The 16,094-nt window shown below is 67.5% G+C and carries 19 protein-coding genes; 14 read left to right on the top strand and 5 right to left on the bottom strand.

Annotated elements, in window-relative coordinates:
• The first annotated feature begins 32 nt into the window (after positions 1-32).
• From ACUTAG_RS25875 to ACUTAG_RS25850, 6 genes are read left to right on the top strand one after another with little or no spacing between them, the layout of a single operon-like run.
• A complete protein-coding gene (locus ACUTAG_RS25875; RefSeq protein WP_006387978.1) occupies positions 33-1,040 on the top strand; it encodes an ABC transporter permease in 1,008 nt (335 codons plus the stop codon).
• A complete protein-coding gene (locus ACUTAG_RS25870; protein ID WP_006387977.1) occupies positions 1,037-1,876 on the top strand; it encodes an ABC transporter permease in 840 nt (279 codons plus the stop codon). The genes ACUTAG_RS25875 and ACUTAG_RS25870 overlap by 4 nt, the downstream gene beginning before the upstream one ends.
• Before the next feature lie 9 nt (positions 1,877-1,885).
• Positions 1,886-3,520: an ABC transporter ATP-binding protein gene (locus ACUTAG_RS25865; protein ID WP_020927033.1), complete on the top strand. Its 1,635-nt coding sequence runs from the start codon at positions 1,886-1,888 to the stop codon at positions 3,518-3,520.
• A 27-nt stretch (positions 3,521-3,547) separates the two neighbouring features.
• A complete protein-coding gene (locus tag ACUTAG_RS25860; protein WP_006387975.1) occupies positions 3,548-3,868 on the top strand; it encodes a cupin domain-containing protein in 321 nt (106 codons plus the stop codon).
• 16 nt (positions 3,869-3,884) lie between these two features.
• On the top strand, positions 3,885-4,943 hold the full coding sequence (locus ACUTAG_RS25855) for a histone deacetylase family protein (RefSeq protein WP_054485923.1): 1,059 nt from the start codon (positions 3,885-3,887) through the stop codon (positions 4,941-4,943).
• Positions 4,944-4,951: 8 nt separating this feature from the next.
• Positions 4,952-5,848, top strand: a complete 897-nt coding sequence (locus tag ACUTAG_RS25850) for a DMT family transporter (protein WP_054485922.1) — start codon at positions 4,952-4,954, stop codon at positions 5,846-5,848.
• A gap of 12 nt (positions 5,849-5,860) precedes the next feature.
• On the opposite strand, the gene ACUTAG_RS25845 is transcribed toward ACUTAG_RS25850, so the two are convergent.
• Positions 5,861-6,886, bottom strand: a complete 1,026-nt coding sequence (locus tag ACUTAG_RS25845; protein WP_047993523.1) for a LacI family DNA-binding transcriptional regulator — start codon at positions 6,884-6,886, stop codon at positions 5,861-5,863.
• A gap of 132 nt (positions 6,887-7,018) precedes the next feature.
• Between ACUTAG_RS25845 and ACUTAG_RS25840 the strand changes: the two genes are divergently transcribed.
• Genes ACUTAG_RS25840 through ACUTAG_RS25825 form a run of 4 tightly spaced genes read left to right on the top strand, consistent with a single transcriptional unit; the run spans position 7,019 to position 11,790 of the window.
• Positions 7,019-7,561: a TRAP transporter small permease gene (locus ACUTAG_RS25840; protein WP_047993522.1), complete on the top strand. Its 543-nt coding sequence runs from the start codon at positions 7,019-7,021 to the stop codon at positions 7,559-7,561.
• Between the two features lie 36 nt (positions 7,562-7,597).
• Complete coding sequence (locus ACUTAG_RS25835) at positions 7,598-8,878, top strand: TRAP transporter large permease (protein ID WP_020927028.1); 1,281 nt, start codon at positions 7,598-7,600, stop codon at positions 8,876-8,878.
• Between the two features lie 59 nt (positions 8,879-8,937).
• Complete coding sequence (locus ACUTAG_RS25830) at positions 8,938-9,954, top strand: TRAP transporter substrate-binding protein (RefSeq protein ID WP_006387969.1); 1,017 nt, start codon at positions 8,938-8,940, stop codon at positions 9,952-9,954.
• Positions 9,955-10,008: 54 nt separating this feature from the next.
• Positions 10,009-11,790, top strand: a complete 1,782-nt coding sequence (locus ACUTAG_RS25825) for an IlvD/Edd family dehydratase (protein ID WP_006387967.1) — start codon at positions 10,009-10,011, stop codon at positions 11,788-11,790.
• Positions 11,791-11,885: 95 nt separating this feature from the next.
• On the opposite strand, the gene ACUTAG_RS25820 is transcribed toward ACUTAG_RS25825, so the two are convergent.
• Positions 11,886-12,305, bottom strand: a complete 420-nt coding sequence (locus ACUTAG_RS25820) for a YbaN family protein (protein ID WP_197742391.1) — start codon at positions 12,303-12,305, stop codon at positions 11,886-11,888.
• A 102-nt stretch (positions 12,306-12,407) separates the two neighbouring features.
• On the opposite strand from ACUTAG_RS25820, the gene ACUTAG_RS25815 reads away from it, so the two are divergent.
• The 3 genes from ACUTAG_RS25815 (at position 12,408) to ACUTAG_RS25805 (ending at position 13,838) form a co-directional block, all read left to right on the top strand.
• Complete coding sequence (locus tag ACUTAG_RS25815; RefSeq protein WP_024068393.1) at positions 12,408-12,617, top strand: hypothetical protein; 210 nt, start codon at positions 12,408-12,410, stop codon at positions 12,615-12,617.
• A gap of 179 nt (positions 12,618-12,796) precedes the next feature.
• The gene (locus ACUTAG_RS25810) at positions 12,797-13,330 is read left to right on the top strand and encodes a phosphonate degradation HD-domain oxygenase (RefSeq protein ID WP_024068392.1); all 534 of its coding nucleotides are present in this window, start codon (positions 12,797-12,799) and stop codon (positions 13,328-13,330) included.
• A 193-nt stretch (positions 13,331-13,523) separates the two neighbouring features.
• The gene (locus ACUTAG_RS25805; RefSeq protein WP_006387962.1) at positions 13,524-13,838 is read left to right on the top strand and encodes a TM2 domain-containing protein; all 315 of its coding nucleotides are present in this window, start codon (positions 13,524-13,526) and stop codon (positions 13,836-13,838) included.
• Positions 13,839-13,844: 6 nt separating this feature from the next.
• Here the strand turns inward: ACUTAG_RS25805 and ACUTAG_RS25800 are convergent, their stop codons facing one another.
• Both ACUTAG_RS25800 and ACUTAG_RS25795 read right to left on the bottom strand, forming a co-directional pair.
• Complete coding sequence (locus ACUTAG_RS25800) at positions 13,845-14,054, bottom strand: hypothetical protein (protein ID WP_035183331.1); 210 nt, start codon at positions 14,052-14,054, stop codon at positions 13,845-13,847.
• A 121-nt stretch (positions 14,055-14,175) separates the two neighbouring features.
• The gene (locus ACUTAG_RS25795; protein ID WP_047993519.1) at positions 14,176-14,769 is read right to left on the bottom strand and encodes a CGNR zinc finger domain-containing protein; all 594 of its coding nucleotides are present in this window, start codon (positions 14,767-14,769) and stop codon (positions 14,176-14,178) included.
• Positions 14,770-14,864: 95 nt separating this feature from the next.
• Here ACUTAG_RS25795 and ACUTAG_RS25790 point away from each other — a divergent pair, with 95 nt between their 5' ends.
• Positions 14,865-15,800 (top strand): alpha/beta fold hydrolase, encoded by a 936-nt coding sequence (locus ACUTAG_RS25790; protein WP_148316609.1) that lies wholly within the window; start codon positions 14,865-14,867, stop codon positions 15,798-15,800.
• Here the strand turns inward: ACUTAG_RS25790 and ACUTAG_RS25785 are convergent.
• Positions 15,766-15,984, bottom strand: coding sequence for a hypothetical protein (locus ACUTAG_RS25785; protein WP_127481419.1), 219 nt, complete (start codon positions 15,982-15,984; stop codon positions 15,766-15,768). The genes ACUTAG_RS25790 and ACUTAG_RS25785 overlap by 35 nt on opposite strands.
• Between the last annotated feature and the right edge of the window lie 110 nt (positions 15,985-16,094).

The raw sequence follows: 16,094 nt of genomic DNA, 5'->3' as shown, positions 1-16,094 counted from the left end.
ACGTCCGCGCCCGTCCACGGAGGACCCTGAGCATGAAATTCCTGTCTTTCCTGGTTTCACGCATCGGCAAGGCCCTGGTGGTCGTGCTGGGCGTGGTGATCATCAATTTCTTCCTGATCCGCCTGGCGCCCGGCGACCCCGCCGCCGTGCTGGCGGGCCAGGCCGGCGCGGGCGATGCCGCCTACGTCGAGCAACTGCGCGTCGCGTTCGGGCTGGACAAGCCGGTGCTGACGCAGTTGTTCCTGTACCTGAAGGGCGTGGTCCAGCTCGACCTGGGCTTTTCCTACCGCAACCACGTGCCGGTGCTGGACCTGATCGTCGAACGCCTGCCCGCCACCTTCCTGCTGATGTCCTGCGCCTTCGTCTTTTCGATCGTGCTGGGCGTGCTGCTGGGCGTGGTCGCGGCCAAGGCGCGCTACCGCAACAAGCGCCGCTGGATCGACAGCTCGGTCATGACCGGCGCCCTGCTGCTGTACGCCACGCCGCTGTTCTGGCTGTCGCTGATGGGCATTCTGCTGTTCTCGGTGGTGCTGGGCTGGCTGCCGGCCTTCGGCATGGAAACCGTGGGCGCCGGCCTGACCGGCTGGGCCCGCGCCGCCGACATCGCGCAGCACCTGATCCTGCCGACGGTGACGCTGGGCTGCTTCTTCATGGCGGTGTACGTGCGCCTGACGCGCGCCTCGATGCTGGAAGTGATCGGCATGGACTTCGTCAAGACCGCGCGCGCCAAGGGCGTCAGCCCCGGCCGCGTGATCCGCGCCCACGTGCTGCGCAACGCGCTCTTGCCGGTGATCACCTTCGCTGGCATCCAGCTGGGCCAGATGGCCGGCGGCGCGGTGCTGACCGAGACCGTGTTCGCCTGGCCCGGCATCGGCCGACTGATGTTCGACGCGCTGCTGCAACGCGATTACCAGCTGCTGCTGGGCATTTTCCTGGTGACCTCGATCATGGTGGTGGTGTTCAACCTGTTGACCGACGTGCTGTATCGCCTGATCGATCCACGCATCAGCGCGGGCGCGCAGCAAGGAGCCGCGGCATGAAGCAATTCGCCCGACGCTATATGCGCAACTACGGCGCGGTGGCCGGACTGGCCATCGTGCTGGCCGTGGTCATCGTGGCGCTGGCCGCGCCGCTGCTGTACGAGGATTCGCCCTGGATGATGGTGGCCGATCCGCTGATTCCGCCCTTCACCGACGCGGCCTACCCCTTCGGTACCGACATGCTGGGCCGCGACATCACCGCCGGCCTGGTGTGGGGCGCGCGGGTCTCGCTGATGGTGGGCCTGCTGTCGACCGCCGTGGCGCTGGTGTTCGGCATCGTCGTGGGCGCCATCGCCGGCTACTGCGGCGGCCGGGTCGACGACGCGCTGATGCGCTTCACCGAGTTCTTCCAGACCATCCCGCAGCTGGCGATGGCGGTGGTGCTGGTGGCGATCCTCGGGCCGTCGATGTATTCCATCATGGGCGCGATCGCGGTGGTGTCCTGGCCGCCCGCGGCGCGGCTGGTGCGGTCAGAGTTCATGACGCTCAAGCAGCGCGAGTTCGTGCAGGCCGCCATCGTCATCGGCCAGACGCCGGCGCGCATCGTCGGCACGCAGATCCTGCCGAACGCCATGTCGCCCATCATCGTCTCGGCCTCGTTCATGGTGGCCACCGCCATCCTGACCGAGTCGTCGCTGTCCTTCCTGGGGCTGGGCGACCGCAACGAGATGAGCTGGGGTTTCATGATCGGCGCGGCCCGCACCATGATCCGCGAAGCCTGGTGGATGAGCGTGTGGCCGGGCGTGGCCATCCTGCTGACCGTGCTGGCCATCAACCTGATCGGCGAAGGCCTGAACGACGCCCTCAACCCGCAACTGCGCAAGCGCGGCGAATAGGAGACCGGCATGAACGCTTCCCCGCCCCTGCTGTCCATCCAGAACCTCAGCATCGCCCTGCCCCGCGGCGGCGACCGTCCGTTCGCGGTGCAGGACGTGTCATACGACATCCACGCCGGCGAGATCCTCTGCATCGTCGGCGAGTCCGGCTCGGGCAAGTCCATGAGCGCCAACGCCATCATGGGCCTGCTGCCCGACTACCTGACGCCGCAGCAGGGCCGCATCCTGCTGCGCGGCACCGACCTGCTGCGCCAGGACGAAGCCACCCTGCAAGGCATGCGCGGCAAGGACATGGCCATGATCTTCCAGGAACCGCTGTCGGCGCTGAATCCGCTGATGACGGTGGGCGAACAGATCAACGAGGTCATGCGGGTCCACAACGCCTACCCCGGACCGGAACGCATGCGGCGCACGCTGGAACTGCTGGCCTTCGTCGGCCTGCCCGATCCGGCCACGCTCTACCATGTCTATCCCTTCCGCCTGTCGGGCGGCCAGCGCCAGCGCGTCATGATCGCCATGGCGCTGGCGCTGGAACCGGCGCTGCTGATCGCCGACGAGCCGACCACGGCGCTGGACGTCACCACCCAGGCCCAGATCCTGGCGCTGATCGCCCGCATCCAGAAGGAAAAGGGCATGGGCGTGATGTTCGTCACCCATGATTTCGGCGTGGTGGCCGAGATCGCGCACCGGGTGGCGGTGATGGAAAAAGGCGTGCTGGTCGAACAGGGCCCGGCCGAGGAGGTGCTGAACCGCCCGCGCCATCCCTACACCCAGCGCCTGATCGCCGCGGTGCCGCACCGCCGCGGCGAGGAACGCGCCGCCGCCACGCCGGAACAACCGGTGCTGGAGGTGAAGGACCTGAGAAAGACCTACGTCGTCGGCCATGGCTGGCTGGGCGGCAAGCGCGAGGTGCATGCGGTCGACGGCGTCAGCTTCAGCGTGCGGCGCGGCGAGACGCTGGGCATCGTCGGCGAGTCCGGCTCGGGCAAGTCGACCATCGGCAAGTGCCTGCTCAAGCTGGTCGGCATCAACGGCGGCCAGTTGATCTTCAACGGCCAGGACATCGCCGCCATGCCCGAATCGCGCTTCCGGCCGCTGCGCAAGGACATCCAGATGATCTTCCAGGATCCCTTCGCCTCGCTCAACCCGCGCCATACCGTTGGCCGCATCATCAGCGACGGCCCGGTCGCCAACGGCGTGCCGCGCGCCCAGGCCGAGGCTCGCGTGCGCGAGCTGCTGTCGCTGGTGGGATTGGACCCGTCGGCGTTCGACCGCTACCCCAACCAGTTCTCCGGCGGCCAGCGCCAGCGCATCGGCATCGCCCGCGCCCTGGCGCTGGAACCCAAGGTGCTGGTGGCCGACGAATCGGTGTCGGCGCTGGACGTGTCGGTGCAGGCGCAGGTGCTGCAACTGCTGCACGACCTGCAGCAGCGCCTGAAGATCGCGCTGGTGTTCATCACCCACGACCTGCGCGTGGCCGCCCAGATCTGCAATTCGGTGCTGGTCATGCACCGGGGCAAAGTGGTGGAATACGGATCGCCCAGCCAGATTTTCGACAACCCGCAGCACGCCTACACGCAACAACTCATCGCCGCCGTGCCCGGCCAGCACTGGGATCCGACCCAGGCGCAGGCCGCGGCCTGAAGCGGCCATCACAACCAGGAGACTCGCATGCAACGCCCGCCCGCCGTGCCCACCGTCCAGATCGACAACGACCAGGTCACCGTCACCGAATGGCGCTTTCCGCCCGGCGGTGAAACCGGCTGGCACCGCCACGGCATGAACTACGTAGTGGTGCCGCAGACCACCGGCCCGCTGCTGCTGGATACGCCCAACGGCCAGGTCACCAGCCAGCTCACCACCGGCGTGTCCTACTACCGGCCGGTGGGCGTCGAACACAACGTCATCAACCCCGGCGACACCGAATTCGTGTTCGTCGAGATCGAGATCAAGCAGCCGGGGCAGGCTCCGGACTCCGGCTGTTCGCACTGACGCGCAAAGGAACACCATGAAGGCGTTTTTCTCGGAAGAACAGCTGCTGCACACGCCGCAGCAGTTCATGCGGCTGGGACGCATCAGCGCTCCCACCGACCTGCCGTCGCGCGCGCACAGCCTGCAAGGCGCGTTGGCGGCCCGTGGCATCGCGGTCGAGGCGCCGCCCGACTACGGCCGCCAGCCGCTCGAGAGCATTCACAGTCCGGACTACCTGGATTACCTGGAAAGCGCGTTTTCGCGCTGGCAGGCGCTCAGGGGGCCGGGCGTGGATCCCGGCCCGGAAGTGCTGCCGAACCTGTCGCCCTACTACAGCGGCCGCATCGAAACGGCTGGCCGTGGCCCCTGCCCGTCGCCGTCGATCGTGGCGCAGACCGGCTACTACCTGAGCGACCTGTCCTGCCCCATCGGCCCGCACACCTGGCGCTCGGCGCTGCGCTCCACCCACAGCGCGGTGGCCGCGGCCGAGCACGTGGCCGCCAGCGGCGGCGCGGCCTATGCCCTGTGCCGGCCCTCGGGCCACCACGCCCATCGCGACCGCGCCGGCGGCTTCTGCTACCTGAACAGCAGCGCGGCCGCCGCGGCCCGGCTGTTGCAGACCTGGTCCAAGGTGGCGGTGCTGGACGTCGACGCGCACCATGGCGACGGCACCCAGAACATCTTCTACCAGCGCGCCGACGTCATGACGGTGTCGCTGCATGCCGATCCCGCCGGCTACTACCCGTTCTACACCGGCTATGCGCACGAGCGCGGCCATGGCGCCGGCGAGGGCTGCAATCTCAACCTGCCGCTGCCGCACGGCGCCGGCAACGACCCGTTCCTGCGGGCGCTGGACACGGCGCTGGCGGCGCTGGCCGGCTACGGGCCGCAGGCGCTGGTGCTGGCGCTGGGCTTCGATACCTACAAGGATGATCCCATCAGCGTGCTGCGGCTGGACATCGACGCCTACCGCGACATCGGCGCGCGCGTGGCCGGCCTGGGCGTGCCCACGGTGGTGGTGCAGGAAGGCGGCTACATGGTGCAGGCCATCGGCCAGGCGCTGGACGCATTCCTGGAAGGCCTGGCCCGCGCCTGAACCCTGCCATGAGCAACCCCGCCGCCGTTTCCTCCATCCCGGCCCCGGCCGCCGGCTCGCGCCAGGCCGGCATCCTGCTGTTCTTCGCGGCGCTGGTGGCCTTTGCCACCTTCGATGCCGGATCCAAGCAGATGCTGGCCCGCTATCCGGCGCCGTTCCTGAACATCGTGCGCTATATCGCCGTGGCGATCCTGGCGCTGGCGCTGCTGTGGCGCCAGCGCTGGCCCGGCCTGCGCGCCGTCCCCCACAAGCCCCTGCTGGTGCTCAGAGGCGTCATGCTGGCAACGGTCGGCACCTGCTTCATGACGGCGCTGATCTGGATGCCGCTGTCCGAGGCCACGGCCATCTACTTCACCTCGCCGCTCATCATGGTGGCGTTGTCGCCCTGGCTGCTGGGCGAACGCGTGCGGCCGGTGCAATGGGCCGCGGTGGCGGCGGGCTTCGTCGGCATGCTGTTGATCGTGCGGCCGGGCGGCGACCTGCCCTGGCTGGGCACGCTGCTGATGGCGGTGTCCGCGGTCAGCTACGCCATCTTCCAGGTGCTGACGCGCAAGCTGTCGGGCAAGGTGGCCGGGCCGGTCCAATACGCCTATACGGCGTTCATCTGCCTGATCGTCACGGCGTTGCCGGCGCCCTTCTTCCTGCCGGATCCCTGGCCGGGCCCGACCGACATGGCGTTGATCGTCGGCCTGGGCGCCTGCAGCGGGCTGGCGCAGATCCTGCTGATCGCGGCATTCCAGCGGGTGGCGGCCGCCACGCTGGCGCCGCTGAACTACTTCCAGCTGCTGCTGGCGGTCGCCTTCAGCACCTTCTGGTTCCAGCGTCCCCCCGACGGGTTGGCGCTGGCCGGCATCGCGATGATCATGGCGTCGGGCATATTCCTGGCGCTGCGCCGCGCCGGCTAGCCGGCAACGGCTTCAGCTGGTTTCGCGCCGCACCAGCGTGAAGCCCAGGTCCACGTGACGCTGCGCGATGGGCTGCCCCGCCAGGTGGCGCATCAGCAGTTGCGCCGCTTCCCGGCCAATCTCGTAGCGCGGCGTGGCGATGGTCGACAGCGGCGGCGTGGTCCAGGCCGTTCCCGCAAAGTCATGGAAACCCACCAGCGCCATCTGGCCGGGCACGCTCACGCCCAGCCGGCCGCACTGGAACACCGCGCCCTGCGCCAGGTCGTCATTGCAGAAGAACACCGCGTCGCAATCGGGATGTTCGGCCAGCAGGGCTTCCAGCAGCGCCGCCCCCAGCGCGATCGAGGACTTCTCGGGCGTCATGATCTCAAGCGCCGGGTCGTGCAGGCCGGCATCGCGCAGGGCCTGGCGGCAGCCTTCACAGCGCCTGAGCGAGCGCGGATCCAGCTGGGCGCCGACGATGCCGATGCGTCGGCAACCGCGCTCGACCAGGTGCCGGCCGGCGGCGTAGCCCGAATCGAACTGCGAGAAGCCGACGCTCATGCCATCGCTGTCCTCCAGGGTTTCGATGGTATGGACCGTGGGCATGCCCTGCGCCCGCAGCAGTTCCCAGACCCCCGGGTTGTGGTCGATGCCGGTCAGGATCAGGCCGTCGGGCAGGTGCTGCAGGTACTTGCGCAACAACGCCTCCTCGGCATCGGGCGAATATCCCGTGACGCCGATCAGCAGGTGATAACCCTGCTCGTCCAGCACCTCCTTGATGCCGCTGATGATGTCCACGAACACCACGTTGCTCAACGACGGAATCAGCACCACGATGGTCTGCGAGCGCGCCGACGCCAGCGCGCTGGCGGCATGGTTGGGCACGTAGCCCAGTTCCTGGCAGACCTGGGTGATGCGCAGGCGCACCGCCTCGGCCACCTTGTCGGGGGTGCGCAAGGCGCGCGACACGGTGATCGCGCTGACCCCGGCGCGGCGCGCGACCTCTTGCATGGTCACGCGGCCGGCGCGGGTGCTGCGGGGCTTTCGGATGGACATCGGCCGTTCTGAGCGGTTGGCGAGTCCGTAGTCTGACGTAAAGATCAGGGCTTGCCAAACCAAAAATGTTAGCGCTAACATCAACACCGCGATACCCATAAAAATTCCGGAAAACGGAACGAGGAGACAAGCATGCATGGTTCCCCCCCGGGGCGGCCCGGTGCCGGCCCGATGGCGCGCGCGGCGGATTGGTGCGCTCGATTGCAGACCTGGCTGATGGCCGGTTGCCTGGCGGTCATGGTGGTGTTGCTGTTCGGCAATGTCGCCATGCGCTACCTGTTCAATTCCGGCATCAACGCCTCCGACGAAATCTCCCGGCTGGCCTTCGTCTGGCTGATCTTCCTGGGCGCGGTGCTGGCGTTGCGCGATCACCAGCACATCGGCGTCACGATGCTGGTGGAACGCTTCGGGCCGGCCGCGCGCCGTGTCTCGCACGTGGTCTGTCAGTTGCTGGTGCTGTGGATGCTGTGGCTGCTGGCCGACGGCAGCTGGGCCCAGACCCTGATCGGCCTGGATACCCGCCTGCCCGTGACCGCGATGCCGCTGGCGGTGTTCAACGCCGCCGCGCTGTACGCCGCCGTGGCAATGGGCCTGCTGACCCTGTTCGACCTGGTTCGCGTGCTGGCCGGCGGCCCGCTGCCCGCGGAATCCAGCCCCGAAGACCCGCTGGTCTGACCCCGGCCCCTTGCCTCCACGTTCGGACCCGCCCCAATGATCCTGACCATTTTCCTACTGGTGCTGCTGGGCTTCATCGCCCTGGGCATGCCGATCGCGTTCGCGCTGCTGTTGAGCGCGGTCGCCATGATGTTCCAACTCGATTTCTTCGATACCCAGATCCTGGCGCAGAACATGCTGTCGGGCGCCAACAGCTTCACGCTGATGGCGGTGCCGCTGTTCATGCTGGCCGGCGAACTGATGAACGCCGGCGGCATTTCGCGCCGCATCGTCAACCTGGCCAGCATGTTCGTCGGCCACATCCAGGGCGGCCTGGGCTACGTCGCCATCTTCGCCAGCGTGCTGCTGGCGGCCCTGTCCGGCTCGGCCGTGGCCGACGCGGCCGCGCTCGGCTCGCTGCTGATTCCCATGTTGCGCGAGAAAGGCTACGACGCCGGCCAGGCATCCGGCCTGATCGCGGCCGGCGGCATCATCGCGCCGATCATCCCGCCGTCGATCTCGTTCATCATCTTCGGCGTCGCCACCAACGTTTCCATCACCAAGCTGTTCTTCGCCGGCATCGCGCCCGGCCTGATGATGGGCCTGACGCTGGTGGCGGTGTGGACCTGGGTGGCGCGCAAGCACGGCGCCATCAAGCCCGCGCCGCGCCAGCCCTGGAGCGCCCGGCTGCGGGCGCTGCGCGAATCGGCCTGGGCGCTGCTGCTGCCCGTCATCATCATCGGCGGCCTGCGCGGCGGCATCTTCACGCCTACCGAAGCGGCGGTGGTGGCCGCCGTCTACGCGCTGCTGATCAGCCTGTTCGTCTACCGCGAGATCGGCCTGCGCCACCTGCTGCCGCTGTTCATCAACGCCGCCCGCACCACCGCCGTGGTGATGTTCCTGGTGGCCGCCGCCATGGTCTCGTCCTACATGATCACGCTGGCCGACATGCCGCAGGACCTGATCGCCCTGCTGGAACCGGTGCTGGACCACCCCAAGCTGCTGATGTTCGCGCTGCTGGTCCTGCTGACGCTGATCGGCACGGTGATGGACCTGACGCCCACCATCCTGATCCTGGCGCCGGTGCTGATGCCGGTCGTCACGCAGGCCGGCATCGACCCGGTCTACTTCGGCGTGATGTTCGTCATGGTGGGCTGCGTCGGCCTGCTCACGCCGCCCGTCGGCACCGTGCTCAACGTGGTCTGCGGCGTGGCCCGCATCAACATGGAAACCATCTGCAGGGGCGTGTGGCGCTATGTCGCGGCCTACACGCTGCTGCTGGTACTGCTGGTGATCTTTCCCGAGCTGATCACCGTCCCCGCGAGCTGGATGCACTGAGGCCCGTACACAGAGGCGCCGACCCCGCGCCATTCAGAAGAAGCCAAGGAGGAACAACCATGAACATCCGTTTCAAGACCCGTCTCGTCGTGCTGGCGGCCGCGCTGTCCTGCGCCTTCGCCGGCGCCGCCGCGGCCGCCGACGTCAAGCCGCGCCTGATCCGCTTCGGCTACGGCCTGAACGAGGACAGCGTGCAGGGCCGCGCCGCCCGCCACCTGGCGCAGGAGCTGGAGAAGATCAGCGGCGGCAAGCTGAAGATGAAGACCTTCGGCTCGGCCAACCTCGGCTCGGACGAGCAGATGCAGGGCGCGCTGGTCGGCGGAGCGCAGGAAATGATGGTCGGCTCCACCGCGCCGCTGGCCGGCATGGTCAAGGAATTCGGCGTGTTCGACCTGCCGTTCCTGTTCAACAGCGAAAAAGAAGCCGACGCGGTGCTCGACGGCCAGCTCGGCCAGGACCTGCTCAAGAAGCTGGAAGCCAAGGGCCTGGTGGGCCTGGTGTACTGGGAAAATGGCTTTCGCAACATGACCAACTCCAAGCACCCCATCGTGCGCGCCGAGGACATGCAGGGCATCAAGCTGCGCGTGATGCAGAACCAGATCGCGCTGGGCGTGTTCAACACCCTGGGCGCGAACGCGGTGCCGATGCCGTTCTCGGAACTGTTCACGGCGCTGGAAACGCGCACGGTCGATGGCCAGGAGAACCCCATCACCACCATCCAGAGCAGCAAGTTCTACGAGGTGCAGCCCTACCTGACGATCACCCGCCACGTCTACACGCCCTGGGTGGTGCTGGCGTCCAAGAAATGGTGGGACAAGCTCTCGCCCGACGAACAAAAGCTGGTGCGCCAGGCCGCCGAGGCCTCGCGCGACTTCGAACGCAAGGACAGCCGCGCCGATTCGCTCAAGGCGATGGGCACGCTGGAAAAGGCGGGCATGAAGATCAACACCGTGTCGCCCGAGGAAGTGGCGCGGATGCGCGAGAAGGTGCAGCCCGTGGTCGACAAGTACACCCAGGAACTCGGCCCGGACCTGGTCCGGCAACTGAACGCCGAGATCAGCAAGGCACGCAATTAGGTCCCCGGCGCGCCCGCCGGCGCGCCACGCATCACCGAAGCACACGAGGCACCCATGACCGACACTCCCCGCAAGCTGCGCAGCCAGAAATGGTTCGACGATCCCGCCCACGCCGACATGACGGCGATCTACGTCGAGCGCTACCTGAACTACGGCCTGACGCGCCAGGAACTGCAATCGGGCCGGCCCATCATCGGCATCGCCCAGACCGGCAGCGACCTGGCGCCCTGCAACCGCCACCACCTGGCGCTGGCCGAACGCATCAAGGCCGGCATCCGCGACGCCGGCGGCATCCCGATGGAGTTCCCGGTGCATCCGCTGGCCGAACAGGGCCGCCGCCCGACCGCGGCGCTGGACCGCAACCTGGCCTACCTGGGCCTGGTGGAGATCCTGCACGGCTATCCGCTGGACGGCGTGGTGCTGACCACCGGCTGCGACAAGACCACGCCCGCCTGCCTGATGGCGGCGGCCACCGTCGACATTCCCGCCATCGTGCTGTCCGGCGGCCCGATGCTGGACGGCTGGCATGACGGCCAGCGCGTCGGGTCCGGCACGGTCATCTGGCATGCCCGCAACCTGATGGCCGCGGGCAAGCTGGACTACGAAGGCTTCATGACGCTGGCCACCGCCTCCTCGCCCTCGATCGGCCACTGCAACACCATGGGCACGGCGCTGTCCATGAATTCGCTGGCCGAGGCGTTGGGCATGTCGCTGCCCACCTGCGCCAGCATCCCCGCGCCCTACCGCGAACGCGGGCAGATGGCCTACGCCACCGGCCTGCGCATCTGCGACATGGTGCGCGAGGACCTGCGCCCGTCCCGCATCCTGACGCGCGAGGCCTTCGAGAACGCCATCGTCGTGGCCTCGGCGCTGGGCGCGTCCAGCAACTGTCCGCCGCACCTGATCGCCATGGCGCGCCACGCCGGCATCGACCTGAGCCTGGACGACTGGCAGCGGCTGGGCGAAGACGTGCCGCTGCTGGTGAACTGCGTGCCCGCCGGCGAACACCTGGGCGAGGGCTTCCACCGCGCCGGCGGCGTGCCAGCCGTGATGCACGAACTGCTGGCCGCCGGCCGCCTGCATGCCGATTGCGCCACCGTGTCCGGCAAGACCATCGGCGAAATCGCGGCCGGCGCCAAGACCCACGACGCCGACGTCATCCGCGGTTGCGACGCGCCGCTCAAGCACCGCGCCGGCTTCATCGTGCTGTCGGGCAATTTCTTCGACAGCGCGGTCATCAAGATGTCGGTGGTGGGCGAGGCGTTCCGCCGCGCCTACCTGTCCGCGCCCGGCGACGAGAATGCCTTCGAGGCGCGGGCCATCGTGTTCGAAGGACCGGAGGACTACCACGCGCGCATCGAAGACCCAGCCCTGAACATCGACGAACACTGCATCCTGGTCATTCGCGGCGCCGGCACGGTCGGCTATCCGGGCAGCGCCGAGGTCGTCAACATGGCGCCGCCATCGCACCTGATCAAGCGCGGCATCGACTCGCTGCCCTGCCTGGGCGACGGCCGCCAGAGCGGCACCTCGGCCAGTCCGTCGATCCTGAACATGTCGCCAGAAGCCGCCGTGGGTGGCGGTCTGGCGCTGCTGCGCACCGGCGACCGCATCCGCGTCGACCTGAACCAGCGCAGCGTCATCGCGCTGGTGGACGAAGCCGAACTGGCGCGGCGGCGGCAGGATCCGCCCTACCAGCCGCCGCCGGCCCAGACGCCGTGGCAGGAGCTGTACCGGCAGCTGGTCGGCCAGTTGTCAACCGGCGGCTGCCTGGAACCCGCCACCCTGTACCTCAAGGTGGTCGAAACGCGCGGCGATCCCCGGCATTCGCACTGAAGGCGGCGGCAGCGCTCCGGCGACGCCCGCAATGTAGAGGAAAAAGATGCGTTGATTTCGGCGCGTCACGCAGGGGCCGGGCTTTCAGTCCGGCCTCAGCGACCGGCCGCCGGGCCGCTCGGCTCGTCGGTGTTTTCCTTTGAGATATCAGGCGCTTGCGGGCTGGGGCGCGTCAGCACGTAGGCGGCGCTTGCCAGGAAAAAAAGGCCGACGCCGGATGCGAGCAAAGGCGACGGATGCGCGCCCCACCAGAACAGGCCGTAGCCCACCGCCATGCCCAGCGAGGCATACAGCTTGCCTTTGCGCGACACCGCCCCCTGCTCGCGCCAGGCGCGCAGCGACGGGCCGTAGGTGGGGCTATCCAGCAGCCAGCGTTCCAGCCGTGGGGACGAACGCGAAAAGCAGGCCACCGCCAGGATCAGGAAAATCGTCGTCGGCATCACCGGCAGGAAGGCGCCGATCACGCCCAGCGCCAGCATCGCGCAACCCAGGATCAGCCAAAGTGCTCTCATCATGATGGGGTGCAGGATAACGCAGTTGCCTGCCCGGAACATTTGCGCCCTCCCTTCGGTCAGATCCCCTCCCGCCGCGACCGGCGCCCCCTCCAGGAGGCCTTCTTGACCACCGAACCGCTCAACGCCAAGACCCGCCGCCCGCGCGCCGCGCCCGCGGTGCCGCCCGCCACCGAGACGGAAGGCACGCCGCTCATGCACATGAAGAAGGCGCTGGCGCAATTGCAGGCCGGCCGCCAGACACCGGAACGGGTACAAGCCGCGGGATTGCTGGCCAGCGCCATCGCCTGGATCAACATCCTGACCTGCAGCTAGCGCGCCTGACCGCCCGCCGGACGCGGGACAGCATGGCCCGGACATCGCGATGCGGGCCCATCGAACGCGCGGCGCCCCTGCGCGCATTCGTGCCGGGACGCGACAATGCTCTAGTCATCTAGATGTCACTCTCGAGGCATATCGTCTCCACCGATCCACTGCCTCGAAGGTATCCACCCATGCTTACCCTGCCCATCATCCAGGACCTGTTCGCCCGCCATGGCGCCGCCTACTACGGCGGCGAAGCCATCAGCCAGACCGAACACGCGCTGCAATGCGCGCAACTGGCCGAACAGGCCGGCGAGTCCGAAGCCGTCATCGTCGCCGCGCTGCTGCACGACCTCGGCCACCTGATGCTGGCCGAGAGCATCACCACCGACATGCGCCACCAGGATGTGGCCGCCGAAGCCCTCGCCCCGCTGTTCGGCGACGCGATCACGGCGCCGGTGCGCCTGCACGTTGCCGCCAAGCGCTATCTGGGCGTGATCGAACCCGCCTATCTGGACACCCTGTCGCCCGCCTCGGTGCAGAGCCTGGCGCTGCAGGGCGGCGTGTTCACCCCGGCACAGGCCGACGCGTTCGCCGCGCAGCCACACGCCCAGGCCGCGGTGCGCCTGCGCCGCTATGACGACCAGGCCAAAGTGGTCGGCCTGTCCACGCCGCCGCTGGAACACTATATGGAAATGGTCGGGCGCTGTTTGCAGGCCCGTTGAATCCGGGGCGAGAGATGCCCCGACGCGGGAAGGCTCGGACACGTCCCCGCGCTGTTCAGCAGTCCGAGATTTGGCCCGCAGCCCTAGCCGGACACTTCGAAAGAACCAATCATCTGACGCGGCGAAAAATCATTCGCCAACTTGCGGCCGGCGGATACCGCCGGCCAGACCTTTGGTTCTTCCCGGAGATAACGTGAACAGTCCCGCCATGCAAACCATGATGTACGACGCCAATCGCAAAAGCGTCGGCGTGGCCTACCTCCTATGGTTCTTCCTGGGCAGCGCGGGCGGGCATCGCTTCTATACCGGCAGGACCGGATCGGCCATCGCCATGCTCGCGCTCACCATTGTCGGCATCGCCCTCAGCGTCATCGGCGTGGGATTGGTACTGCTGGCGGCCGTGGGAATCTGGGTGATCGTCGACGCCTTCCTGATTCCCGGCTGGATCCGCAATACCAACATGCGGCTGGCGGCGACCCTCTCGACCGGCAACATCCCCCTGCCCTGAACCGGATCAGCTCCGCAGCCAGCCCGCGGGCTCGGCGCGCTTGCCATGCACGTAATTCCACTCGGCACTGCAGGCCGAGCAGACGAATGCTTCGTGCCGCGCCCCGCCCTGCACCGCGGCAAGGCTGCGCACGTAGCCCAGGCTGATCAACTGGTCATGGCCCGCCGCGCCCGAGGTGGCCCGCACGATCGCCCTGCAATCTTCACAATCCGCCATCGCCCTCACCTTTCATTTGTCTTTCAATTCCTCTTGCGGGGAATCCTACAAAATGAAACGGGGCACAGTTTCATGAATTCTCACGAAACTCCGGGCGCGGCGGTTTGAGCAGCCCCGGGCATCAATCGGACTCGCTCTCCTTCTTGCGCGACCGGAACGCCGCGACCTTCATCCGGTTGCCGCATAGCGCCATGCTGCACCAGCGGCGCCGATGCGACTTGGTCCTGTCATGGAACATGAGCGTGCAGTCATGCGCCTCGCATTGCCGCACAAGCGCCAACGGCGTGTCGGTCAGCAATTCGACGATGGCTCGGGCAACAGGCTCGAGCACGCCGGCCGCGTCGTCCAGGCGGCGCGGCCTGACCGCCTTGAAGGACTGGCTGGCGCCGTCCCACGCCAATTCCGTGGCCGCCCCCCCCGCCTTGAGCACGTGGTTGACCACGCTGGCGTCCGAGTCGCCGCCCGACTTGGCGGCCTGCAACAGGGATCGAGCGCTTTCGCGCAATTGCAGGGCCAGCTCCAGCAGGCCCGGAGGTGCCACGCGGGTCCCCCGCGGCAACACATCCGCCAATTTCAACCATGCCAACACGGCGTCATCGTCGCCGAAACAGTCGTGACGAGCCGCCCCCACCCCGTATTCAGTATTGATGAAATCGAGTGCAAGGTCGTCGCCCACGAAAAGCGGGGTTTTTTGATTTTGTGCGGTGTCTGGCATGGGACAAATGTAACCTATAAAAATAAATTTGACCAGTTACGCCAATCCAAAGTAACCTGAAAAAACACATTCAACAGTTACCAAGGAAATGCATCATGACTTCGAATAGCGCGACGGAAACCAGCGACCTGCCCTCGGCCCCATTGACCGCAGGCGTATCCGCGGCCGATCTGCAGGTCCATCATCGGTTCGAACAGGCGGGAGACGTGAAGGTGTTCTACCGGGAGGCAGGCCCGCGCGATGCGCCCATCGTGCTTCTGCTGCACGGCTACGCCGCATCTTCATTCATGTACCGCAATCTCATCCCGCTGCTTGCGGACGGGTACCGCGTCATTGCGCCCGACTTGCCTGGCTTTGGCTTCACCGAAGCCCCCGCGCGCGGGCAATATGACTACACCTTCGACCAGCTCGCCGAGACCATTGGACAGTTCACGCGGCAACTGGGGCTGGATCGCTACGCCATGCAGGTGTTCGACTATGGCGCCCCGGTGGGCTGGCGCCTCGCCGCGGAACACCCGGCGCGCATCAGCGCCATCATTTCGCAGAACGGCAACGCGTACGAAGAGGGGCTGGGAGCGGGCTGGGCGCCGATCCAGAAATACTGGAAGGACCCATCGCAGGCCAACCGCGACGCCCTGCGCGAGTTCGCCACGCCGGCCTCGATCCGGTGGCAATACCTCGAAGGCGTTCCGGACCAGACCCTTGTGGCCCCCGACGCGATTGCGCTCGAAAGCCACCTGGTTTCCCGGCCCGACAATGCCGACGTCCAGCTCGACCTGCTGCTGGACTATGCCTCCAACGTCCAGAAGTATCCGGAGTTCCAGGCGTACTTCCGCAAGCACCAGCCGCCGCTGCTGGCCGTGTGGGGCAAGAACGATCCCTTTTTCCTGCCCGCCGGCGCCGAGGCCTGGAAACGGGATATCCCGAGCGCCGACGTGCGCTTCTACGACACCGGCCATCTGGCGCTGGAAACCCACGGAGCCGAGATCGGCGCGGTCATCCGACGGTTTCTGGATAAGAACGCGAAGTGAAGCGCGGCCGGTATGTCTCTTTGACATACCGCGCCAATTCCAGCTCCACCACTGACATGGATTGCACTTCGCTTCCAGGATGCAGAAGGCGGTGCGCCGCCTCGAGCGTACGCCGCGCGCATCGCTCGGCGTTGGTGACGGCGGGCGCCGCCGGGGCATGAGTGTCGAACGCGATGATAGGCATGGCGGCTTCTCCGGGTAGGGACATCGGGCAGTGGCGACACCGCTGAGCAAGTCGCGTGCCCGGACGGGCAGGCGCGGGGGTGTACTTCAAGCCCCCGTGGCTCGCCAGCC

This window comes from Achromobacter sp. CSND-B12, from assembly GCF_052906545.1.
This window is presented reverse-complemented; position numbering and strand designations above follow the sequence as displayed.